Annotated in this window: 18 protein-coding genes; 10 read left to right on the top strand and 8 right to left on the bottom strand. The window is 51.8% G+C overall.

The features are described 5' to 3' along the window. Position 1: 1 nt before the first annotated feature. The 3 genes from pqiA to rlmKL are packed head-to-tail and all read right to left on the bottom strand — an operon-like array spanning position 2 to position 5,299. The gene (pqiA, locus tag OGY08_RS25090) at positions 2 to 1,255 is read right to left on the bottom strand and encodes a membrane integrity-associated transporter subunit PqiA (RefSeq protein ID WP_032942902.1); all 1,254 of its coding nucleotides are present in this window, start codon (positions 1,253 to 1,255) and stop codon (positions 2 to 4) included. Positions 1,256 to 1,270: 15 nt separating this feature from the next. Then, positions 1,271 to 3,178, bottom strand: a complete 1,908-nt coding sequence (locus OGY08_RS25085; RefSeq protein WP_008784281.1) for an ABC transporter ATP-binding protein — start codon at positions 3,176 to 3,178, stop codon at positions 1,271 to 1,273. A 12-nt stretch (positions 3,179 to 3,190) separates the two neighbouring features. After that, positions 3,191 to 5,299 (bottom strand): bifunctional 23S rRNA (guanine(2069)-N(7))-methyltransferase RlmK/23S rRNA (guanine(2445)-N(2))-methyltransferase RlmL, encoded by a 2,109-nt coding sequence (gene rlmKL / locus OGY08_RS25080; RefSeq protein ID WP_003831977.1) that lies wholly within the window; start codon positions 5,297 to 5,299, stop codon positions 3,191 to 3,193. Between the two features lie 98 nt (positions 5,300 to 5,397). Between rlmKL and OGY08_RS25075 the strand changes: the two genes are divergently transcribed. Next, positions 5,398 to 6,504, top strand: coding sequence for a YcbX family protein (locus OGY08_RS25075; protein WP_048235696.1), 1,107 nt, complete (start codon positions 5,398 to 5,400; stop codon positions 6,502 to 6,504). Here OGY08_RS25075 and zapC read toward each other — a convergent pair. Both zapC and pyrD read right to left on the bottom strand, forming a co-directional pair. Continuing rightward, positions 6,501 to 7,043 (bottom strand): cell division protein ZapC, encoded by a 543-nt coding sequence (gene zapC / locus OGY08_RS25070; protein ID WP_003035852.1) that lies wholly within the window; start codon positions 7,041 to 7,043, stop codon positions 6,501 to 6,503. The genes OGY08_RS25075 and zapC overlap by 4 nt on opposite strands. Before the next feature lie 165 nt (positions 7,044 to 7,208). After that, on the bottom strand, positions 7,209 to 8,219 hold the full coding sequence (gene pyrD / locus OGY08_RS25065) for a quinone-dependent dihydroorotate dehydrogenase (protein ID WP_003831973.1): 1,011 nt from the start codon (positions 8,217 to 8,219) through the stop codon (positions 7,209 to 7,211). Positions 8,220 to 8,462: 243 nt separating this feature from the next. Between pyrD and ssuE the strand changes: the two genes are divergently transcribed. From ssuE to ssuB, 5 genes are read left to right on the top strand one after another with little or no spacing between them, the layout of a single operon-like run. Further along, a complete protein-coding gene (gene ssuE, locus OGY08_RS25060; protein ID WP_008784278.1) occupies positions 8,463 to 9,038 on the top strand; it encodes an NADPH-dependent FMN reductase in 576 nt (191 codons plus the stop codon). Then, positions 9,031 to 10,005 carry a sulfonate ABC transporter substrate-binding protein gene (locus OGY08_RS25055; protein WP_100272693.1) on the top strand — a complete coding sequence of 325 codons (975 nt, stop codon included), beginning with the start codon at positions 9,031 to 9,033 and terminating at the stop codon, positions 10,003 to 10,005. The genes ssuE and OGY08_RS25055 overlap by 8 nt, the downstream gene beginning before the upstream one ends. Further along, complete coding sequence (gene ssuD, locus OGY08_RS25050) at positions 10,002 to 11,147, top strand: FMNH2-dependent alkanesulfonate monooxygenase (protein WP_125363231.1); 1,146 nt, start codon at positions 10,002 to 10,004, stop codon at positions 11,145 to 11,147. Before OGY08_RS25055 ends, ssuD begins: the two co-directional genes overlap by 4 nt. Positions 11,148 to 11,157: 10 nt before the next feature. Then, positions 11,158 to 11,949 (top strand): aliphatic sulfonate ABC transporter permease SsuC, encoded by a 792-nt coding sequence (ssuC, locus tag OGY08_RS25045; RefSeq protein ID WP_048235702.1) that lies wholly within the window; start codon positions 11,158 to 11,160, stop codon positions 11,947 to 11,949. Next, entirely contained in the window at positions 11,946 to 12,713 is a 768-nt protein-coding gene (gene ssuB, locus OGY08_RS25040) for an aliphatic sulfonates ABC transporter ATP-binding protein (RefSeq protein ID WP_032942896.1), read from the top strand. Before ssuC ends, ssuB begins: the two co-directional genes overlap by 4 nt. 96 nt (positions 12,714 to 12,809) lie before the next feature. Here the strand turns inward: ssuB and pepN are convergent, their stop codons facing one another. Beyond that, positions 12,810 to 15,422 carry an aminopeptidase N gene (gene pepN, locus OGY08_RS25035; protein WP_071444989.1) on the bottom strand — a complete coding sequence of 871 codons (2,613 nt, stop codon included), beginning with the start codon at positions 15,420 to 15,422 and terminating at the stop codon, positions 12,810 to 12,812. Between the two features lie 266 nt (positions 15,423 to 15,688). Here pepN and pncB point away from each other — a divergent pair, with 266 nt between their 5' ends. The 4 genes from pncB (at position 15,689) to aspC (ending at position 21,509) form a co-directional block, all read left to right on the top strand. Beyond that, complete coding sequence (gene pncB, locus OGY08_RS25030) at positions 15,689 to 16,891, top strand: nicotinate phosphoribosyltransferase (protein ID WP_003836860.1); 1,203 nt, start codon at positions 15,689 to 15,691, stop codon at positions 16,889 to 16,891. A gap of 166 nt (positions 16,892 to 17,057) precedes the next feature. Then, the gene (gene asnS / locus OGY08_RS25025; protein ID WP_020996514.1) at positions 17,058 to 18,458 is read left to right on the top strand and encodes an asparagine--tRNA ligase; all 1,401 of its coding nucleotides are present in this window, start codon (positions 17,058 to 17,060) and stop codon (positions 18,456 to 18,458) included. Between the two features lie 600 nt (positions 18,459 to 19,058). After that, a complete protein-coding gene (gene ompF / locus OGY08_RS25020; RefSeq protein WP_008784270.1) occupies positions 19,059 to 20,135 on the top strand; it encodes a porin OmpF in 1,077 nt (358 codons plus the stop codon). Between the two features lie 183 nt (positions 20,136 to 20,318). Further along, the gene (gene aspC / locus OGY08_RS25015) at positions 20,319 to 21,509 is read left to right on the top strand and encodes an aspartate transaminase (protein WP_003831950.1); all 1,191 of its coding nucleotides are present in this window, start codon (positions 20,319 to 20,321) and stop codon (positions 21,507 to 21,509) included. Between the two features lie 53 nt (positions 21,510 to 21,562). Here aspC and OGY08_RS25010 read toward each other — a convergent pair whose 3' ends face one another. Then, positions 21,563 to 22,210, bottom strand: a complete 648-nt coding sequence (locus OGY08_RS25010) for an MBL fold metallo-hydrolase (RefSeq protein ID WP_003831949.1) — start codon at positions 22,208 to 22,210, stop codon at positions 21,563 to 21,565. 28 nt (positions 22,211 to 22,238) lie between these two features. Next, on the bottom strand, positions 22,239 to 22,787 hold the full coding sequence (mepK, locus tag OGY08_RS25005) for a peptidoglycan L,D-endopeptidase MepK (protein ID WP_003831948.1): 549 nt from the start codon (positions 22,785 to 22,787) through the stop codon (positions 22,239 to 22,241). Between the last annotated feature and the right edge of the window lie 39 nt (positions 22,788 to 22,826).

Below are 22,826 nucleotides of genomic sequence, written 5' to 3'. Positions count from 1 at the left end.
GTCAGGACTCCTCATGGCCTGGTTCTGGTTCACGGTCCCACGACAGACGCGGATCAAATGTCATCGCAGAAAACATTGTCATAATGACGACTAAAGCAAACATCAAAGCACCCATTGCAGGATAAATGTTCATTAACCCTCCCATGCGTACCAGCGCAGAGAGTACCGCAATCACAAAGACGTCGATCATTGACCAGCGACCGACAAATTCCACAACTTCATAAATCAGGTGCATACGTTCGCTGTCGCGTTTGCCGTGCCCTTTGGCATCCCAACATAGCCAGGCAATGGCGATCATTTTCAACGTCGGCACCATAATACTGGCGATAAAAATAACCGCAGCCACCGGATAAGAGCCTTCGCTCCAGATTAAAACCACCCCCTCAAGTATCGTTGATGGCAGCTTTGACCCGAGCAGATCGGTAATCATAATCGGCAAAATATTGGCAGGAAGATAAAGCATGATCGACGTGAACAGTAATGCCAACGTCCATTGCAGACTGTTTTTACGCCGCACATAGCCTTTCGTCTGGCAGCGCGGACACACCCGTTCATCAGCGGGAAGAATCGCGGTGCAGCAAGAGCAGGAACGCAGTCCCTGTCGAATGCCGGGCACGCCTGGTTTTAACTCCTGCTTAATCACTGGCATTGGCGCAATATCATCCCACAGCCAGCGACGGTCAACGCACTGGAATGCGCGCAGTTGCAAAACGCAAAAGAAGCACCACGGAATAAAGCTGCTGCCCACGCCAATATCGCCGTAAGCCATAAGCTTAACAAAGCTGACCAGCACGCCAGCGAGGAAGATTTCCGCCATCCCCCAGCTTTTTAACTGGAACAGGACGCGTGCAAGACCCGCCTTAAGTCTGGCGGGCATCTGCACCCGATTCACCAGCAGCAAGATAGTCAGCAGGCAAAACGCGGGGACCAACTGCACGAATAATAAAAAGAAGGTGCCGAGACTGGCGTAGTCTTCAGAAAAGAGAACGCTGGGGATCTCCAGCAACGTCACTTCGCTGCTCACCCCTGCGACGTTCATATTCACAAAGGGGAAGAGGTTTGACAGAAGCAGCATGAATAATGCTGCTAATACATAGGCGGTAGGACGCTGCCGCGGCGCGTCCCACTCAACCGTTAACGTAGTGCCACATCGTGGACATGCCGCTTTTTGACCATGCTCAAGGCGAGGTAACGCCACCAGCATGTCACACTGCGAGCACAAAATATGCTTCGCGGCATGGTGATGTTCGCACATATGTGCTCCTTTAAATTATGCGCCGTTCTTCAAAGACTCAAGATACTCCCAGCGCTCAAAGGCTTGCTCAAGTTCTTGTTCCGCTTCGTTCAGATTAGCTAATACCTGCTGTGTTTGCTCATGTGGCTGACTGAAAAAAGCGGCGTCAGCAACCTGCGCTTGTAGCCTTTCCAGTTTAGCTTCCAGTTCTTCAAGCTGAGCGGGGAGCTGCTCCAGTTCGCGCTGCAGTTTATAGCTTAGTTTGCTCGTGCCACGTTTGACAATTTCTGCTTTAGGAGCAACAGCTTCCTCTGTTTTTTTCGCGACCGGTTGTTTAAACGCCACATACTGAGATTGCTGGCTGCGCGCGTCATGATAACCACCGACATAACGACCAATTTTACCGCCGCCTTCGAAGATCCAGCATTCAGTTACAGTATTATCCACAAACTGACGGTCGTGGCTTACCAGCAGTACAGTCCCCTGATAGCTATCAATTAGTTCTTCAAGCAGTTCCAGCGTTTCGACGTCAAGATCGTTCGTTGGTTCATCGAGAATCAAAAGATTGCTGGGTTTCAGAAAAAGACGCGCCAACAGCAGGCGATTTCGTTCCCCACCAGAGAGCGCTCGCACTGGCGTCATCGCGCGTTTCGGATGGAACAGGAAGTCCTGCAAATAACCCAGCACATGGCGAGGTTTACCGTTAACCATCACCTCTTGCTTACCTTCAGCCAGGTTGTCCATCACGGTTTTATCGGGATCCAGTTCGGCGCGGTGCTGATCGAAATAGGCCACTTCCAGCTTGGTGCCGACGTGAATGCGTCCACTGTCAGCCTGAAGCTGGCCTAACATCAGCTTCAGCAGCGTTGTTTTGCCGCAGCCGTTCGGTCCGATTAGCGCAATTTTGTCGCTACGTTGTACCTGTGCGGAGAAATCTTTTACCAGCTGCTTTCCATCAACCTGGTAATCCACGTTCTCCATTTCGAAAACAATCTTGCCTGAACGGCTCGCCTCTTCGACCTGCATCTTCGCCGTGCCCATCACTTCGCGACGTTCGCCACGCTCGCGACGCATGGCTTTCAGTGCGCGCACGCGGCCTTCATTACGGGTACGGCGCGCTTTGATCCCCTGACGGATCCAGACCTCTTCCTGCGCCAGCTTGCGGTCAAACTCTGCATTTTGTAACTCTTCTACGCGCAGCGCTTCTTCTTTTTCCAGCAGATACTGATCGTAATTCCCCGGATAAGTCACCAGCTTGCCACGATCGAGGTCGACGATACGCGTCGCCATATTGCGTATAAATGAACGGTCATGGGAAATGAAGATGATTGTCCCATTGAAGGATTTCAGGAATCCTTCCAGCCAGTCGATGGTTTCAATATCCAGGTGGTTTGTTGGTTCATCCAGCAGCAGTACACGCGGATTGCTCACTAACGCGCGGCCCAGCGCCGCTTTACGCAGCCAACCGCCTGAAAGCGAAGAAAGTGCGGCGTTTGGATCCAGCCCCAACTGCTCCAGCACTTCATTAATACGGCTTTCGAGCTGCCACAGATTGTGATGATCGAGCATTTCCTGAACCCGCGCCATCTCATTCAGATTTCTGTCGCTCGGATCAGTCATCACCAGACGCGAAATATCGTGATAACGTTTGAGATACTCGGCCTGTTCTTCGATACCCTCGGCAACGAAATCATACACGCTGCCTTCAACATTTCGCGGTGGATCCTGTTGCAGACGCGCCACAACCAGATCCTGCTCATAAATGATACGCCCGTCGTCAAGCCCCTGCTCACGGTTCAGGATCTTCATCAGCGTCGATTTACCTGCGCCGTTACGGCCAACCAGACAGACGCGTTCGTTATCCTCGATATGCAGTTCTGCATTATCAAGAAGCGGCGCATCGCTGAACGACAGCCATGCACCATGCATACTGATCAATGACATTTATTTATCCTTTCAGGCTGCGGTAATCAGCCAGCAATTGTGGATCTGACGGTTACGGGCAAAATCCTGGGAAAGCGTTTTTTGGGTAATTTCTTGTGCTTTCAATCCCAGTTCAGCCAAACCGTCGAGATCCATACGGAACCCACGTTTGTTGTTGGAGAACATGATCGTGCCGTCTTTACGCAGTAGACGTTTCAGATCTTTCATCAGCGCCAGATGATCGCGCTGCACATCAAACGAATCTTCCATACGTTTTGAGTTAGAGAACGTCGGCGGATCGATGAAAATCAGATCAAACTGTTCATTCGCATCACGCAGCCAGCCCAGGCAATCGGCCTGAATTAAACGATGAGCGCGACCGCTCAATCCGTTCAGGCGCAGGTTACGTTCCGCCCATTCCAGATAGGTACGCGACATATCGACCGTCGTGGTGCTACGCGCACCGCCCAATCCTGCATGTACGCTGGCGCTACCGGTGTAGGAAAACAGGTTGAGGAAGTCCTTACCTTTACTCATCTGCCCCAACATGCGGCGCGCAATACGGTGATCGAGGAATAAACCCGTATCAAGGTAGTCAGTCAGGTTCACCCACAGGCGCGCGTTGTACTCGCTTACCTCAATGAATTCACCCTTCTCATTCATCTTCTGATACTGATTCTTGCCTTTCTGACGCTCACGGGTTTTCAGCACCAGTTTGTTTGGCGCGATTTCCAGTACTGACAGCGTGGCGGCAATGATGTCGAACAAGCGTTGACGTGCTTTTTGCGCATCGACCGTCTTCGGCGGTGCGTATTCCTGAACCACGACCCAATCACCGTAACGATCTACTGCAACGTTGTATTCCGGCAGGTCAGCGTCATACAGGCGATAGCATTCAATGCCTTCCTGACGTGCCCATTTTTCCAGCTTCTTAATATTCTTGCGCAGGCGGTTGGCATAATCTTCCGCGACCGTGGCAGGCTTGCTGTCCGCAGTGGTCTCTGCAACGTGATAATTCTTCTGCACACAATCCAGCGGGCCGTTTTTCGCTTTGAACTGCTTGTCGGCACGTAATTGCAGGCTGCTGAGCAGATCCGGCGAGGCGCTGAACAACGACAAATTCCAGCCGCCAAACTGGTTTTTCATCGTACGGCCCAGCAGGCTGTGCAGAGCAATCAGCGCCGGTTCGCTATCCAGACGTTCGCCGTAAGGCGGGTTACTGATAACCGTCCCATACGGTCCTTTCGGCAGCGGATTGCTCAGTTTGGCGACATCTTTCACATCAAACGTCATCAGATCGGCGATACCGGCGCGGCGAGCATTACTACGCGCTTTTTCAATCACGCGCGCATCGCTATCGGATCCATAAAAATGCGAGGTATAGTCAGCCAGTCCCTTACGCGCACGCACCTGCGCTTCGGCTTTAACTTCTTGCCAGACAGCTTCGTCGTGTTGCGCCCAACCGCTGAAGCCCCAGTATCCACGGTGCAGACCCGGCGCGCGATCGGTCGCCCACATTGCCGCTTCAATCAGCAGTGTGCCGGAACCACACATCGGATCGAGTAACGGGGTTCCCGGCTGCCAGCCAGAACGCATAACAATAGCGGCGGCCAGCGTCTCTTTAATCGGTGCCTGACCCGCGCGATCGCGATAGCCACGCTGATGCAAACCGTCACCGCTCAGATCGAGCGCAATGCTGGCAGTATCTTTGTTCAACCAGACGTTGATGCGCAGATCCGGAGATTCACGATCCACATTCGGACGCGGCATATTTTTGCGGGTAAAGGCATCGACAATCGCATCCTTGACCTTCAGCGCGCCGTACTGGCTGTTACGAATGGTCTCGTTCAGTCCGCTAAAATGGACGGCAAACGTAGCACCAGGGTTAAATATCTCTGTCCAGTCGATTGCCTGAACGCCGAGGTACAGATCAAGATCGCTGTAGACCTTGCACTCTCCCATCGGCAGGATAATGCGCGAGGCCAGGCGGCTCCACATCAGGCTCTGGTAAACAAGCCGTGTGTCGCCCTTAAAATGGACCCCACCCTGAACGACCTGACACTCCAGCGCGCCGAGGTTTTCCAGTTCAGTTTTTAACAGCTCTTCCAGCCCGCGGGCCGTACTGGCAAACAGAGAATTCATAATGTCACTTTTACTCCGAGAAAATTGCTGCGCATTATAGCTAATATGGGCTGTATGTCATAAAGTTGAAGGCTTATTTTCATTCGAGGGGCTGTACAGTGGTCACGTTAACCCGACTTTTTATTCATCCGGTTAAATCAATGCGCGGCATTGGGCTTACGCATGCCCTGGCAGATATTAGCGGTCTCGCCTTTGATCGCATATTTATGATCACTGAACCTGACGGAACGTTCATAACTGCCCGCCAGTTCCCACAAATGGTCCGTTTTACGCCTTCCCCATTCCACGATGGGCTGCATCTTACAGCTCCAGATGGCAGCAGCGCGCTCGTGCGATTTGCCGATTTCGCTAGCCAGGATGCGCCGACGGAAGTATGGGGAAACCATTTTACCGCGCGTATTGCGCCAGCGGCTATCAACCAGTGGCTTAGCGGCTTTTTCTCCCGTAACGTGCAATTACGCTGGGTCGGCCCGCAGCTGACGCGCCGTGTAAAACGCCATGTTGATGTTCCTTTATCCTTCGCTGATGGTTATCCCTATCTGCTGGCCAACGAAGCATCCCTGCGCGATCTGCAACAGCGCTGTCCGGCAAGCGTCAAAATGGAACAGTTTCGCCCCAATATAGTAGTTTCGGGAGCTGGTGCCTGGGAAGAAGATACCTGGAAAGTGATTCGTATTGGCGACGTCATTTTTGATGTAGCAAAACCCTGTAGCCGCTGTATTTTCACGACAGTTAGCCCGGAAAAAGGCCAGAAACATCCATCCGGTGAACCGCTTGCCACATTGCAAACCTTCCGTACTGCGGTAGATAACGGCGATGTCGATTTCGGTCAGAATCTTATCGCGCGTAACAGTGGCGTTATTCGCGTCGGCGATGAGGTAGAAATTTTGGCAACCGGCCCCGCCAGAGCGTACGGCGCGGCTGAATCAGACGAAACTACACCCGAACAACAACCTGATGCCACGGTGCTTATTGACTGGCAGGGACAGACCTTTCGCGGAAATAATCAGCAGGTATTGCTTGAGCAGTTGGAAAACCAGGGTATCCGGGTTCCCTATTCATGCCGGGCAGGCATTTGCGGATGCTGTCGAATTCGACTGGTAGAAGGCGAAGTTAGCCCGTTGAAGAAATCAGCGATGGGGGACGACGGAACGATTCTGTGCTGTAGCTGTGTTCCCAAAACGGCAATCAGGCTGGAGAGCTAAACCGCCTGCTCAAGGCTGAAACTGTCAACAACGGCCTGCGGTTTCAGTCTGTCATTCATTATTTTAATTGCATCGCCAAGCTGCATCGTACGCCCGGCGATAACCACGCCAGGTTGCGCAAGCAGGCAAAGCGCGGCGTTTTCACCCGGCTCAACCACTAACAGGTTTACCTGTTCATCGGTATCGCTTAAATCAACACAGGCTGCGTCACCCACGACCGGCGACCAGTTAATACCGTGTGCGACAAAGTGCCAGCTTTTTGGCATTTGCGGTTTGAGATAACGAATCGCCACCAGCGCATTAAGCACCAGTTCCGCTTTTTGTTCTTTGGCTAAATCCAGGTAGCGACATTTTTCTTCAAAGGAAAAATAAAGCGCGGCGTCATCAACACAAAAACCTGACGGAGAAAATGCATCAGGAGTGAGCATTTTACGAGCAAAACGCGAACGGAATAACATGCCATTGGCTAAATCGAGCATCATACGATCGTGCTCTTCATCATAATACCAGCGCCAGTTATCGTCGGGTTTAATTCGCATCAGTTTCTCTCCTTTCCTTAATCATCACCGTTACGACAGTATCCTTTTGCCGCTTCGTTTATTGCCCTAATAATAAAAGCTCAGAATGTTTAAATAAGCAACAGTAAAGGAATATAAAACAACCAGGGCTAGAAATAAAGCCCTGGTTTGTGATTAAGGTAGCATTCAGATATTGCTGACGATTTCTTTTATCAACGGCGGACCTTTAAAAATAAAGCCCGAATAAATCTGTACGAGGGTTGCACCAGCAGCTATTTTCTCACGTGCAGCAATCACCGAGTCGATACCACCAACACCAATAATCGGCAGCTGACCTTTTAATTCCTGAGACAACTGGCGAATAATTTCTGTACTTTTTAATTGCAACGGTCGACCGCTCAGACCACCCATTTGATCGCAATTTTTCATTCCCTGAACAAGAGAACGATCGAGGGTGGTGTTAGTCGCAATTACGCCATCAATATTATGACGAACTAAACTATCGGCGACCTGGATCAGTTCTTCCACAGAAAGATCCGGCGCGATCTTTACCGCCACCGGAACATATTTATGGTGGATCGCTTGCAGATCGTTTTGCTTATTTTTAATTGCCGTCAGGAGATCGTCCAGCGCCTCGCCGTATTGCAGCGTACGTAATCCCGGCGTATTAGGCGAAGAGATATTAATCGCGATATAACCAGCATAAGCATAGACTTTTTCCATACAAATCAGATAGTCATCTTTGCCGTTCTCTACTGGGGTATCTTTGTTCTTACCAATATTAATACCCAGAATACCGTCGAAATGCGATTTTTTAACGTTCTCAACCAGGTTATCAACCCCGTGGTTATTAAACCCCATGCGGTTGATCAAACCTTCTGCATCGACCAGACGGAACAGACGCGGTTTATCGTTACCCGGCTGAGGGCGTGGCGTCACGGTACCAATCTCAATGGAACCAAATCCCATCGCGCCGAGCGCATCAATGCACTCCCCGTCTTTATCCAGTCCGGCAGCAAGCCCGAGCGGATTTTTAAACGTCAACCCCATACAGGTAACCGGTTTTGCCGGTACTTTCTGGCGCACAAGCGCTTCAAGCGGTGTGCCGGTAATGCGACGTAATTGCTGGAATGTCAATTCATGAGCGCGCTCTGGATCGAGCTGAAAAAGGGCTTTACGAACGAAGGGGTAGTACATGAACTCTCCTGGATTCCCGGTGTGCAAACCGGGGGCGTATTATGTGCGATCGCGAGCAAAAAGGGAATTGACCTGCGGCAATAAATAGCAATCGTTTTCCTCGCCTCTGCCTTTTTATTCAATTTCCAACTTTTCTATGCCGTATAAATCATTTCGATAAACAAAATCTCTCTGCCAGACTGCTCAAATTGTTATCAATGTTAACCAAAAGCAAACAATTAGTTATAAGGGGAGAATGAAATTATGCGCGTCATCACTCTGGCGGGGAGCCCTCGCTTTCCTTCTCGCTCCAGTGCGTTACTGGAATATGCCCGAGAAAAACTAAACGATCAGGATGTCGAAATCTTTCACTGGAATCTGCACAACTTTACCCCGGAAGACCTGATCTATGCCCGTTTCGACAGTCCGGCGCTGAACACATTTATCGAACAACTGCAGGATGCTGACGGGCTGATTGTCGCAACCCCGGTCTATAAAGCCGCTTACTCTGGCGCACTGAAAACGCTGCTCGATTTGCTCCCCGAGCGGGCGCTGGAAGGAAAAGTGGTTTTGCCGCTGGCGACCGGCGGCAGCGTAGCGCATTTACTGGCCGTCGATTACGCCCTGAAACCGGTCCTGAGCGCGTTAAAAGCTCAGGAGATCCTGCACGGTGTGTTTGCTGATGATTCACAGGTCATCGATTATCAACATAAACCGCAGTTTACGCCCAACCTGCAGCAGCGTCTGGACAGTGCGCTCGACACCTTCTGGCTGGCGTTGCATCGTCGCGATATCCAACTCCCTCAACTGAACACCCTGCGAGGTGCCGCCCATGCTTGATCTTCTCAAGCGTCACACGTCCTGGCTGGCACTGACCGGGCTGTTGTCACTGTCAACCCTGGGGCATGCCGCAGAATCGGCCCCCGATGCCCTGCGCATTGGTTATCAAAAAGGAAGCGTCAGTATGGTGCTGGCTAAAAGCCATCAGCTACTGGAGAAACGCTACCCGCAGACCAAAATCTCGTGGGTTGAATTCCCGGCTGGGCCGCAAATGCTGGAAGCACTCAATATCGGCAGTATCGATCTCGGCAGTACCGGTGACATTCCGCCGATTTTCGCCCAGGCCGCCGGAGCCGATCTGGTTTACGTGGGCGTTGAACCGCCTAAACCAAAAGCCGAAGTGATTCTGGTGCCAAAAAATAGCCCGATCCAGAGCGTCGCGCAGCTTAAAGGACATAAAGTCGCCTTCCAGAAAGGCTCCAGCGCCCACAATTTACTGCTCCGGGCGCTGCAACAGGCCGGACTGAAATTTACCGATATTCAACCAACGTATCTGACTCCCGCCGATGCGCGAGCGGCCTTTCAGCAAGGAAACGTGGATGCGTGGGCTATCTGGGATCCCTATTATTCCGCCGCGTTACTGCAAGGTGATGTACGCGTACTGAAGGACGGCTCAGACCTCAAGCAAACCGGTTCGTTTTATCTCGCCGCCCGTCCTTATGCCGAGAAAAATGGCGCTTTTGTACTTGGCGTACTGGATACCTTTAGCCAGGCCGATGCGTTAACGCTCAGTCAGCGCCAGCAAAGCATTACCCTGCTGGCCAAAACCATGGGGCTGCCCGAACCGGTGATTGCGTCTTATCTGGATCACCGTCCGCCAACCACCATTGTGCCAGTCAACGCCTCTGTTGCTGCCCTGCAACAACAAACCGCCGATCTGTTTTATGACAACCGTTTGGTACCGAAAAAAATCGATATTCGCCAGCGTATCTGGCAACCCACTCAGCAGGCAGGAGAAAAATTATGAGTCTGAATATGTTCTGGTTTTTACCCACCCACGGTGACGGTCATTATCTTGGAACGGAGGAAGGTTCGCGCCCGGTCGATCACAGTTATCTGCAACAAATCGCGCAAACGGCCGATCGTCTTGGATTTACCGGCGTCCTGATCCCAACCGGTCGCTCTTGCGAAGATGCCTGGCTGGTCGCCGCTTCGATGATCCCGGTTACCCAGAGATTAAAGTTTCTGGTCGCGCTGCGCCCAAGCGTCACCTCGCCAACGGTTGCCGCACGTCAGGCTGCGACGCTCGACAGACTCTCAAATGGCCGGGCGTTATTTAATCTGGTGACCGGCAGCGATCCGCAGGAGCTGGCAGGCGACGGCGTGTTCCTCGATCACACAGAACGATATGAAGCCTCTGCTGAATTTACTCAGGTCTGGCGGCGACTGCTGCAAGGTGAAACGGTGGATTTCAACGGCAAACATATTCATGTTCGCGGCGCGAAGCTGTTTTTCCCTCCCGTACAACAACCCCGGCCACCGCTTTATTTCGGCGGCTCGTCTGATGTCGCACAAGACCTTGCTGCCGAGCAGGTTGATCTTTATCTGACCTGGGGCGAGCCGCCGGAACAGGTGAAAGCGAAGATTGAACAGGTGCGGGCCAAAGCAGCGGCGCTCGGGCGCAAGGTCCGCTTTGGTATTCGTCTGCATGTGATCGTACGGGAGACAACCCACGAGGCGTGGCAGGCAGCGGATCGTCTGATAGCCCACCTTGATGACGACACCATTGCCAAAGCCCAGGCCGCCTTCTCAAGAACGGATTCGGTTGGTCAGCAGCGAATGGCTGCACTGCACAATGGTAAACGCGACAAACTGGAAATTAGTCCGAACCTGTGGGCAGGCGTTGGACTGGTACGCGGTGGTGCGGGTACCGCGCTGGTCGGAGATGGTCCGACTGTCGCGGCGCGTATCAACGAGTATGCCGCGCTGGGAATCGACAGCTTTGTGTTGTCCGGATACCCACATCTGGAAGAGGCATACAAGGTTGGCGAGCTGCTGTTCCCGCATCTGGATGTTGCTATACCGGAAATTCCGCAGCCGCAATACCTGCAACAACAAGGTGAAGCGGTGGCAAACGAATTTATCCCGCGCAAAGTCGCGCAAAGCTAAGGAGCGGCTAATGGCAACGCCGAAAAACAGGTGGTTATTACGCCTCGCGCCCTGGTTTTTACCGGTAGGTTTGGTGGCGCTCTGGCAGCTCGCATCTTCAATGGGCTGGCTGTCCACTCGCATTCTGCCCTCTCCGGAAGGTGTTATCGAAGCTTTCTGGACGCTTTCCGCCAGCGGCGAGCTTTGGCAGCATCTGGCCATCAGTTCCTGGCGCGCGCTGATCGGATTCTCCATTGGTGGATCGATTGGCCTGACACTGGGACTTATCAGCGGTCTTTCGCGTTGGGGAGAACGCCTGCTGGATACCTCGGTGCAGATGCTGCGTAACGTACCGCATCTGGCGCTGATCCCGCTGGTGATTTTGTGGTTCGGCATTGATGAATCCGCCAAGATCTTTCTCGTGGCGTTGGGCACGCTGTTCCCAATTTACATCAACACCTGGCATGGGATCCGTAGTATCGATCGTGGGCTGGTAGAAATGGCGCGCAGCTATGGATTATCCGGCTTTTCACTGTTTGTTCATGTGATCCTCCCCGGCGCCCTGCCCTCGATTATGGTCGGCGTGCGTTTTGCTCTCGGGCTGATGTGGCTGACGCTGATTGTGGCGGAAACTATTTCTGCCAATGCAGGTATTGGTTACCTGGCGATGAACGCCCGCGAATTTCTGCAAACCGATGTGGTCGTGGTGGCCATTATTCTCTACGCCCTGCTCGGCAAACTTGCCGACGTCAGCGCCCAATTGCTGGAGCGAGTCTGGCTACGCTGGCATCCGGCTTACCATGTAAAGGAGGCTACCGTATGAATACCGCTCGCCTGAACCAGGGTACACCGCTGTTGCTGAGCGCCGTGACAAAACAATACGCCGCCAATACAGTGCTCAATCAATTAGATTTGCATATTCCGGCCGGACAGTTTGTTGCTGTGGTTGGCCGCAGCGGCGGTGGTAAAAGTACATTGCTGCGTCTGCTGGCAGGACTGGAATCGCCAACCTCAGGCGCATTACTTGCCGGAACCACCCCACTGGCGGAAATTCAGGATGATACGCGTATGATGTTCCAGGATGCGCGTCTGCTGCCATGGAAGACGGTTATCGATAATGTGGGCCTGGGTCTGAAAGGTCAGTGGCGCGATGCGGCCCGAGATGCGCTGGCCGCCGTTGGGCTGGAGAGTCGTGCTCACGAATGGCCGGCTGCGCTGTCCGGTGGACAAAAACAGCGTGTCGCCCTGGCACGGGCATTAATTCATCGCCCTGGTTTGCTGCTGCTGGATGAACCCCTCGGCGCTCTGGATGCCCTAACCCGCCTTGAAATGCAGGATCTGATCGTCTCTTTATGGCAAGAGCACGGCTTTACCGTACTGCTGGTCACTCATGACGTCAGTGAAGCGGTGGCAATGGCCGATCGCGTGTTGCTGATTGAGGACGGAAAAATCGGACTGGATCTTACGGTGGATATTCAGCGCCCCCGCCGTTTGGGATCGGTACGGTTAGCCGATCTGGAAGCGGAAGTGTTGAACCGGGTTATGAAACGCGGCGAGACGGAACAACCAATCCTTCGACATGGATAACCGCTCAGAAAACCAGGCCCGGCAGCGCTTACCGGGCCTTTTGCCGGATGGCGGCGTTACCGCCTTATCCGGCCTACTAAACTACAGGTCAACGTTTCAGGCTAACGCTTTGTCAATCTTCTCGAACAGATCGCCGGAGAGATTCTCCAGACCTTTCAGCTGTTCCAGCGCCGCACGCATTTTCGCCTGACGTTTTGCATCATAACGTTTTAAGCGAATTAGCGGCTCAATCAGACGTGACGCCACCTGCGGGTTACGACTATTAAGCTCAGTCAACATGTCGACCAGGAACTGATATCCACTACCATCTTCCGCATGGAATGCCGCCGGGTTGCTACCCGCAAAGGCACCGATCAGCGAACGAATTCGGTTCGGGTTACTCATACTGAAAGAGCGATGCTTCAGCAGGCCGCGTACCGTTTCCAGCACGTTTTTCGCCGGGCTGGTGGATTGCAGGATAAACCATTTGTCCATCACCAGACCGTCATGGTGCCACTTATCGTCATACTCCTGCATTAGCGCGTCGCGACAAGGCAGCTGCGCCGCCACTGCCGCGGATAGCGCCGCCAGCGCATCGGTCATATTGTTCGCTTCACGATACTGCTTGCTTACCAACGTGTCAGCCAGATGGGTTTCGCCAAAGGCCAGGAAACGCAGGCAGGCGTTACGCAGCGTACGCTTGCCAATATCGGCATGCTCAACGCGGTACTCATCAAGATGATTAGCGTTATAGATGGCGAGGAATTCATCTGCCAGCTCGGCCGCCAGCGTGCGGGTTAACGCTTCGCGTACTTCGGTTATCGCCACCGGATCGATGATATCGAACAGTTCAGCTATTTCATTTACTGAAGGCAGCGTCAGGATCTCTGCCGCCAGCGCCGGATCGATTTTCTCATCCAGTAAAATTGCGCGGAATGCATCAGCCACGTGTACCGGCAGCGACAGCGGTTGTCCCTGCTGATGACGGGCAACGTTAAGCTTAATATAGGTCGCCAGCAGGCTTTGCGCCGCGTCCCAACGAGAGAAATCGTTACGCGCATGACGCATCAGGAAGGTCAGCTGCTGATCGCTCCATTTGTATTCCAGTTTTACCGGCGCGGAGAATTCGCACAGCAGCGCCGGAACCGGCTGGAAGTAGACGTTATCAAAGACAAAGGTCTGCTCTGCCTGGGTGACGTTGAGTACAGAATTCACCGGGTGCCCGCCTTTTTGTAACGGGATCACTTTCCCTTCGTTGTCATACAACTCGAGGGCGAAAGGAATATGCAGCGGCTGTTTTTCGGCCTGATCCGGCGTGGCCGGCGTGCGCTGGCTGATCGTCAGCGTGTACTGCTCAGTTGACGGATTGTAGTCATCACGCACGGTCAGAATCGGCGTACCGGACTGACTGTACCAGCGGCGGAAATGGGAGAGATCAACGTTAGAAGCATCTTCCATCGCCTGCACGAAATCATCACAGGTTGCAGCACTGCCGTCATGACGCTCAAAGTAAAGTTGCATCCCTTTCTGGAAGTTAGCCTCACCGAGCAGGGTGTGGATCATACGAATGACTTCAGCGCCCTTTTCGTACACGGTCAGGGTATAGAAGTTGTTCATTTCAATGACCATATCCGGACGGATAGGATGCGCCATCGGGCTGGCATCTTCAGCAAACTGCAGACCACGCATGGTGCGCACATTGCTGATGCGGTTTACCGCGCGTGAGCCAAGATCGGAACTGAACTCTTGATCGCGGAACACGGTTAAGCCTTCTTTCAGGCTCAACTGGAACCAGTCACGGCAGGTCACACGGTTGCCGGTCCAGTTGTGAAAATACTCATGACCGATAACGCGCTCAATATCGAGGTAGTCTTTGTCGGTGGCGGTATCGGTACGTGCCAGCACATATTTGGAGTTAAAGATGTTCAGACCTTTATTCTCCATCGCGCCCATGTTGAAGAAATCCACAGCGACAATCATATAGATGTCGAGGTCATACTCGAGGCCAAAGCGCTCTTCATCCCATTTCATGGAGTTTTTCAGCGAGGTCATCGCCCACGGCGCGCGGTCAAGGTTGCCGCGATCGACGTACAGTTCCAGCGCCACTTCACGCCCGGAACGGGTGATAAAAGTATCGCGCAGAACGTCGAAATCACCGGCTACCAACGCAAACAGATAGCACGGTTTCGGGAACGGATCTTGCCACTGTACCCAGTGACGACCATTTTCCAGTTCGCCCTGCGCCACACGGTTGCCGTTAGAGAGCAGGAACGGATATTGGGTTTTATCGGCGATAATTTTGGTGGTAAAACGCGCCAGAACATCGGGTCTGTCCAGATACCAGGTAATATGGCGGAACCCTTCCGCTTCACACTGGGTGCACAGCGCTTCGCCAGACTTGTACAGCCCTTCCAGCGCGGTATTGGCCGCCGGGCTAATTTCATTCACGATACGCAGCGTAAAACGCTCCGGCAACTGACTAATGACCAGAGCGCCCTCTTCTTCTTTATACTCTGTCCACGGCTCGTCGTTCACGTGGATCGACACCAGGGTCAGATCTTCGCCATTCAGGCGCAGGGGCACATCGGACGCGCCATGACGGACAGCCTGGCTCACTGCGGTGACCACGGTTTTTTCAGCATCCAGGTCAAAGGTCAAGTCAATATCAGTAATCTGGTAATCCGGCGCACGATAGTCGTGACGGTATTTGGCTTGTGGCTGTTGTGTCATAAAAAAACCTTTAGCATCTTTAATAGAGTCTCGGCTTCAGTCTATTCCTGTTGCGTAAATCGCGCTACGCAGAATGTTCATCTTTTCAGGCACAAACACCCTTTTTGCTACATTTTCATAACACGTGGCACGAATTGCCCTCGACCAGAAAGAGAGCTTATGGTGTGATCGGGGTTCAATAAATCGCTAAACAGGGTATACTCCAGCGGTTTTCTTAGTTGTTTATTGTACTAAACGCTCCCGTGAGAGGATGCTACTGCGCACCTATGACACAATTCGCTTCTCCTGTTCTGCACTCGCTGCTGGATACAGACGCTTATAAGTTGCATATGCAGCAAGCCGTTTTTCACCACTACTATGATGTACAAGTAGCGGCTGAATTTCGTTGCCGTGGCGATGACCTGCTCGGTATTTATGCCGATTCTATTCGTGAGCAGGTGAATGCTATGCAGCACCTGCGACTGCAGGAGGATGAGTACCAGTGGCTCTCCGGCCTGCCTTTCTTTAAAGCTGATTACCTCACCTGGTTACGTGATTTCCGCTATAACCCGGAACAGGTTTGCGTCACCAATGATAACGGCAAGCTAAACATCCGCTTAACCGGTCCGTGGCGTGAAGTGATCATGTGGGAAGTCCCGCTGTTAGCGGTGATTAGCGAACTGGTACACCGTTACCGTTCACCTGAATCAGGCGTCCCGCAGGCACTCGATGAGCTGGAAAGCAAACTAGTAGAATTCTCTGCTTTAACGAAAGATGTCGATATGTCCCGCTTCCATTTGATGGATTTCGGTACGCGTCGTCGTTTTTCGCGCGAAGTACAGCAGGCTATCGTTAAACGCCTGCAGCAAGAGCCCTGGTTTGTCGGCACCAGTAACTACGATCTGGCCCGCCGCCTGTCATTAACCCCAATGGGTACGCAGGCGCATGAGTGGTTCCAGGCTCATCAGCAAATCAGTCCAGAACTTGCCACCAGCCAGCGCGTAGCCCTGGCAGCCTGGTTAAATGAATACCCTGATCAACTCGGCATTGCATTGACCGATTGCATCACCATGGACGCATTTTTACGCGACTTTGGCGTTGAGTTCGCTACCCGCTACCAAGGGTTACGCCATGACTCAGGCGATCCGGTGGAATGGGGTGAAAAAGCCATCGCTCATTATGAAAAACTGGGTATTGATCCGCTAAGCAAAACGCTGGTCTTCTCAGATAATCTCGATCTGAAAAAAGCGATTGAACTCTACCGCCACTTCTCTTCCCGTGTACAGTTGAGTTTTGGTATTGGGACACGGCTAACATGCGACATTCCGCAGGTTAAGCCACTCAATATTGTGATCAAGCTGGTGGAATGTAACGGCAAACCGGTGGCGAAGTTATCTGACAGCCCGGGTAAAACCATCTGCCACGATAAAGCATTTGTTCGTGCACTGCGCAAAGCCTTCGATCTCCCGCATATCAAAAAAGCCAGTTAAGCCTTCCAGGGAGCCATTTTGGCTCCCTTTTTCGCGTTTATTTCCGAAATCTTTCACTCCAGCTACGAATTCTGCTTGTCTGATTGCAGATGCCAGGTAACATAGGTATCCCCCCATTACGGGTGGACATGTGTTTATATATCCGACTATTAACAGAGAGAATATTATGAGCGTTGTGCCTGTAGCCGACGTACTCCAGGGCCGCGTAGCCGTTGACAGCGAAGTCACCGTGCGCGGATGGGTGCGTACCCGCCGAGATTCAAAAGCTGGCATCTCCTTCCTCGCCGTTTATGACGGTTCCTGCTTTGATCCTGTACAGGCCGTCATCAATAATTCTCTGCCCAATTACAATCAGGACGTACTGCGCCTGACGACGGGTTGTTCAGTTATCGTAACGGGTAAAGTCGTTGCATCTCCTGGACAAGGACAGAGCTTTGAAATTCAGGCCACTGAGGTTGAAGTAACGGGCTGGGTTGAAGATCCTGACACTTACCCAATGGCAGCCAAGCGTCACAGCATTGAGTATCTGCGTGAAGTGGCGCACATGCGTCCGCGTACCAACATGATTGGTGCGGTAGCGCGTGTACGTCATACGCTGGCGCAAGCTCTGCATCGTTTCTTCCACGAGCAGGGTTTCTTTTGGGTATCGACTCCGTTGATCACCGCTTCCGATACGGAAGGTGCCGGTGAAATGTTCCGTGTTTCTACGCTGGATCTGGAAAACCTGCCGCGTAACGATCAGGGCAAAGTCGATTTCGACAAAGACTTCTTTGGTAAAGAAGCCTTCCTGACCGTTTCCGGTCAGCTGAACGGTGAAACCTACGCCTGCGCACTGTCTAAAATTTATACTTTTGGCCCGACATTCCGTGCAGAAAACTCTAACACCAGTCGTCACCTGGCAGAGTTCTGGATGCTGGAACCAGAAGTGGCTTTTGCTGACCTGAATGATGTTGCAGGCCTGGCTGAAGCGATGCTGAAGTACGCGTTTAAAGCCGTACTGGCAGAGCGTGCGGATGATATGAAATTCTTCGCTGAACGTGTCGACAAGGACGCGATTTCACGCCTGGAACGTTTCATTGACGCTGACTTCGCGCAGGTGGATTACACCGACGCGGTAAGCATTCTGGAAAAATGCGGTAAACAGTTCGAAAACCCTGTTTACTGGGGTGTGGATCTGTCTTCTGAGCATGAACGTTACCTTGCTGAAGAGCACTTTAAAGCGCCGGTGGTAGTGAAAAACTACCCGAAAGATATCAAAGCGTTTTATATGCGCCTTAACGAAGACGGTAAAACCGTTGCTGCAATGGACGTACTGGCCCCGGGAATCGGTGAAATCATCGGTGGTTCTCAGCGTGAAGAGCGCCTGGACGTGCTGGATGCCCGTATGCTGGAAATGGGTCTGAACAAAGAGGATTACTGGTGGTATCGCGACCTGCGTCGCTACGGTACCGTTCCGCATTCCGGCTTCGGATTGGGCTTCGAGCGTCTGATCGCTTACGTCACCGGCGTACAGAACGTCCGTGATGTTATTCCGTTCCCGCGTACTCCACGTAACGCCACCTTCTAAACGTGCGTTATTGTTTCAAAGGCCAGCATTGCTGGCCTTTTTTATACCCTTTTAGTGCTATCTGGATACCCATCTCACGTTAAACACAACCTTTCAATCCCCTCCACCTGTTACGTAATATTTCATCGCAACACATTTGCACAAAAAAGAATCAGCAATTTTATTGTGGATTAGCATTTTCTGATTAAATAGTACACTTTTTAACCTCTCGCACGGCATTCCAGACGTCCAAAAATCGTTACCTGTAAAATCCGAACTTTCCGGCATAACGGATAAAAAATGACCTTAGCAAAATTAAACATAAGAAAATCATATAAATAGAAATAAAAACGAGAATTTTAAGCGCAGGGGCATTCGAAGTTTGACGCTGTTCACAAAGTTGCACAAAAATAACATCCTGTTACACATTTTTTCTTTTTGAAACTAAATCTTTATATTTGTAGCACTTTGACGGTAGCGAAACGGTAGTTTGAATGGAAAGATGCCTGTCAGACACATAAAGACACCAAACTCTCATCAATAGTTCCGTAAATTTTGATTGACGGAATTTATTGGCGGCAGTGGCAGGTGTCATATAAAAACCGATGAGGGTAATAAATAATGATGAAGCGCAATATTCTGGCAGTGGTTATCCCTGCTCTGCTGGTAGCCGGGGCAGCTAACGCTGCAGAAGTTTATAACAAAGATGGCAACAAAGTAGACGTATACGGTAAAGCCGTTGGTCTGCACTATTTTTCCAAGCACAACGGTGAAAATGCCTACGCTGCTAACGGCGATCAGACATACGCCCGTCTTGGTTTCAAAGGGGAAACTCAGATTAACGACCAACTGACCGGTTACGGCCAGTGGGAATACCAGTTCAGCGGCAATAACTCCGAAGGTGGTAGTGACGCTCAGAACGGTAACAAAACTCGTCTGGCATTTGCCGGTCTGAAATTCGGCGACGCGGGCTCCTTCGACTACGGTCGTAACTACGGCGTCGTATACGATGCACTGGGTTACACCGATATGCTGCCAGAATTCGGTGGTGATACCGCTGCTTCTGACCAGTTCTTCTCCCAGCGTAACGGCGGTCTCGCAACCTACCGTAACGCCAACTTCTTCGGTCTGGTTGAAGGCCTGAACTTCGCCGTTCAGTACCTGGGCAAAAACGAGCGTGATGACGTTCGTCGCTCTAACGGCGATGGCGTTGGCGGTTCTATCAGCTACGAATTCGACGGCTTCGGTATCGTAGGTGCTTATGGTGCGGCTGACCGTACCGATGCCCAGCAGAACCCGGCTCTGCGCGGCCATGGCGACAAAGCTGAGCAGTGGGCGACTGGCGTTAAGTACGATGCGAACAACATCTACCTGGCGGCGAACTACAGCGAAACCCGTAACGCTACCCGTATCTCTAACGGTTATGCTAACAAAACTGAAGACGTACTGTTGGTTGCTCAGTACCAGTTCGACTTCGGCCTGCGTCCGTCCCTCGCCTATACCAAATCTAAAGGTAAGGACATTGAAGGTATCGGTGACGTAGATCTGGTGAACTACTTCGAAGTGGGTGCGACTTACTACTTCAACAAAAACATGTCCACCTATGTTGATTACATCATCAACCAGATCGATTCTGACAACAAACTGGGCGTAGGCTCTGACGACACCGTAGCAGTCGGTATCGTTTACCAGTTCTAATAGCAGACCTCTTTGTTAAATGCCTATAAAACAGGACTTCGGTCCTGTTTTTTTATATCTGCTAGCGAATTCTTGCGTCTTAAAAAAACACCTCAGCTTTTCGTCAGTAACGGTTGGCATTTTGTAAATCTACCGTTAACCTGATAGCGGACTTCCCTTCTGTAATCACTATGGAACCTCGTCATGTTTGAGAACATTACCGCCGCTCCTGCCGACCCCATTTTGGGTCTGGCTGATTTGTTTCGTGCCGATGACCGCCCTGGAAAAATAAACCTCGGGATCGGTGTATATAAAGATGAGACAGGCAAAACGCCGGTGCTGACCAGCGTTAAAAAAGCCGAGCAATATATACTGGAAAATGAAACCACCAAAAATTACCTTGGCATTGACGGTATTCCAGAGTTTGGTCGCTGCACTCAGGAATTACTGTTTGGTAAAGAAAGTTCGCTGATCAACGATAAGCGTGCACGTACCGCACAGACCCCTGGCGGCACTGGTGCACTGCGTGTGGCAGCTGATTTCCTGGCAAAAAATACGTCGGCTAAACGCGTATGGGTGAGCAATCCAAGCTGGCCGAACCATAAGAGCGTCTTTAACTCTGCAGGCCTGGAAGTTTGTGAATACAACTATTACGATGCAGCAAACCACTCGTTAGATTTTGATGCGCTGCTGGCAAGCCTCAGCGAAGCGCAGGCTGGCGACGTAGTGCTATTCCACGGCTGCTGCCATAACCCTACCGGCATCGATCCTACGCTGGAACAGTGGCAAACACTGGCTCAGATGTCTGTCGAAAAAGGTTGGTTACCGCTGTTTGACTTCGCATACCAGGGCTTTGCCCGTGGTCTGGAAGAAGATGCAGAAGGTCTGCGCGCATTTGCGGCTCTGCACAAAGAGCTGATCGTTGCCAGCTCCTACTCCAAGAACTTTGGACTGTACAATGAGCGTGTAGGCGCCTGTACGCTGGTTGCTGCCGATGCTGAAACCGTTGACCGTGCGTTCAGCCAAATGAAATCAGCCATTCGCGCTAACTATTCCAACCCACCAGCACACGGTGCATCCGTAGTGGCCACGATTCTGAGCAACGACGCGCTGCGTGCCATCTGGGAACAGGAACTGACTGATATGCGCCAGCGCATTCAGCGCATGCGTTTACTGTTTGTGAATACGTTGCAAGAGAAAGGTGCAAACCGCGACTTCAGCTTTATCATCAAACAGAACGGCATGTTCTCGTTTAGCGGCCTGACCAAAGAGCAGGTTCTGCGTCTGCGTGAAGAGTTTGGTGTCTACGCTGTCGCTTCCGGACGCGTAAACGTGGCAGGAATGACGCCAGACAACATGGCGCCGCTGTGCGAAGCGATTGTTGCAGTACTGTAATCTATCGCGCACAAAAAAGGCCGCAAATGCGGCCTTTTTATTTATTAAACGAATTACCAGACAGGCATTTCATCTTGCAGGAACGGGTTATGTAGCCGTTCGTTACCCAGCGTAGAAAGTGGGCCGTGCCCCGGAATAAACGTTACGTCATCGCCTAACGGCAATAGTTTACGTTTAATCGAATCGATCAGTTGGCTGTGATCACCGCGCGGGAAATCGCTGCGCCCTACGCCACCTTTGAAAATCACGTCACCAGAAATCAGTAACTTTGATTGCTCATCAAAGAAGACCACATGTCCCGGTGTATGACCCGGACAATGCAGAACCTGTAACGTCACGTTACCAACGCTTATCCTGTCACCTTCATTCAACCAGCGATCGGGCGTCAGCGGCTCACAATCTCCCAGGCCAAACATGCGGCTCTGAGCAGGGAGTCCCTGTAACCAGAACTCATCTTCTTTTTCCGGGCCAATAACCGGTACACCATAATGCTGTGCCAGTTCAGCCGCCGCGCCTACGTGATCAAGATGACCATGGGTAAGCAGGATCTGCATAAGCGTCAGACCGCTGGCATCCACTTCCTGTTTGATTTTCTCGGCATCGCCGCCGGGATCGACCAGCGCGGCCAGACGAGTCTGCTCACACCAGATTAGCGAGCAGTTCTGGGCGAATGCAGTGACCGGAATAATACGATAGTTCATACAGCTCCTGTTTCATTAAGCTTATGGATCACCAGTGCCGTGCAGGGCCGGTGTCAATATGCACAAAGTTACTGCTGGGGTAGTATCCTACACCACCTGCGCGCATAGATAACGCAGCTTTGCGAATATTACTTAATGCGATGCCTTCAATATGGAAATCCATGGCCTGACCTTTAGTGTGGTAGCTTTTCTTGGCCACACCACGGCTACGTGCACGGAGTTCATTATTGGTATCGATAGAGCGATAGCCTGAAATCAGCTGTACGGGTTTACGCGTGCCCAGCAGGCCCTGCAGACGGAAGAGTTGATCAAACAGTCCCGGGTCAATGGATTTCACTTTATTGGCCCGAAAATCACGGAAAAAGTGGTTAAGTTTTGCTAATTCGTCCTGAATATAGCCCCTGCCATCAAAAAACTCTGCTTTTATTGACTCACCGGTATGCAGGTTATTCAGAGTCAATATACGCGGACGTGGGGTAGAGAGTGTTGCAAACGCAGGCGTAGGCAAGATGGCAGCGCCGAGGGCAATACCACCAAGCGCCAGCAGTTTGCGGCGATTAGCGTCAAATTTGTCCATGGTATTAAGGTCTACAAGGTCAATGTTATCGTATGTATG

Origin of the sequence: Citrobacter sp. Cpo069, assembly GCF_030332785.1 — a bacterium.
Taxonomy (GTDB): domain Bacteria; phylum Pseudomonadota; class Gammaproteobacteria; order Enterobacterales; family Enterobacteriaceae; genus Citrobacter; species Citrobacter portucalensis.
Note: the sequence above shows the minus strand (reverse complement) of the source record. Positions and strands in the feature narration are given on the sequence as shown.

Coding starts and splice junctions, on each gene's coding strand:
- pqiA (WP_032942902.1), bottom strand. CDS start 1,255: ATGTGCGAACATCACCATGCCGCGAAGCATATTTTGTGCTCGCAGTGT.
- OGY08_RS25085 (WP_008784281.1), bottom strand. CDS start 3,178: ATGTCATTGATCAGTATGCATGGTGCATGGCTGTCGTTCAGCGATGCG.
- rlmKL (WP_003831977.1), bottom strand. CDS start 5,299: ATGAATTCTCTGTTTGCCAGTACGGCCCGCGGGCTGGAAGAGCTGTTA.
- zapC (WP_003035852.1), bottom strand. CDS start 7,043: ATGCGAATTAAACCCGACGATAACTGGCGCTGGTATTATGATGAAGAG.
- pyrD (WP_003831973.1), bottom strand. CDS start 8,219: ATGTACTACCCCTTCGTTCGTAAAGCCCTTTTTCAGCTCGATCCAGAG.
- ssuE (WP_008784278.1), top strand. CDS start 8,463: ATGCGCGTCATCACTCTGGCGGGGAGCCCTCGCTTTCCTTCTCGCTCC.
- OGY08_RS25055 (WP_100272693.1), top strand. CDS start 9,031: ATGCTTGATCTTCTCAAGCGTCACACGTCCTGGCTGGCACTGACCGGG.
- ssuD (WP_125363231.1), top strand. CDS start 10,002: ATGAGTCTGAATATGTTCTGGTTTTTACCCACCCACGGTGACGGTCAT.
- ssuC (WP_048235702.1), top strand. CDS start 11,158: ATGGCAACGCCGAAAAACAGGTGGTTATTACGCCTCGCGCCCTGGTTT.
- ssuB (WP_032942896.1), top strand. CDS start 11,946: ATGAATACCGCTCGCCTGAACCAGGGTACACCGCTGTTGCTGAGCGCC.
- pepN (WP_071444989.1), bottom strand. CDS start 15,422: ATGACACAACAGCCACAAGCCAAATACCGTCACGACTATCGTGCGCCG.
- pncB (WP_003836860.1), top strand. CDS start 15,689: ATGACACAATTCGCTTCTCCTGTTCTGCACTCGCTGCTGGATACAGAC.
- asnS (WP_020996514.1), top strand. CDS start 17,058: ATGAGCGTTGTGCCTGTAGCCGACGTACTCCAGGGCCGCGTAGCCGTT.
- ompF (WP_008784270.1), top strand. CDS start 19,059: ATGATGAAGCGCAATATTCTGGCAGTGGTTATCCCTGCTCTGCTGGTA.
- aspC (WP_003831950.1), top strand. CDS start 20,319: ATGTTTGAGAACATTACCGCCGCTCCTGCCGACCCCATTTTGGGTCTG.
- OGY08_RS25010 (WP_003831949.1), bottom strand. CDS start 22,210: ATGAACTATCGTATTATTCCGGTCACTGCATTCGCCCAGAACTGCTCG.
- mepK (WP_003831948.1), bottom strand. CDS start 22,787: ATGGACAAATTTGACGCTAATCGCCGCAAACTGCTGGCGCTTGGTGGT.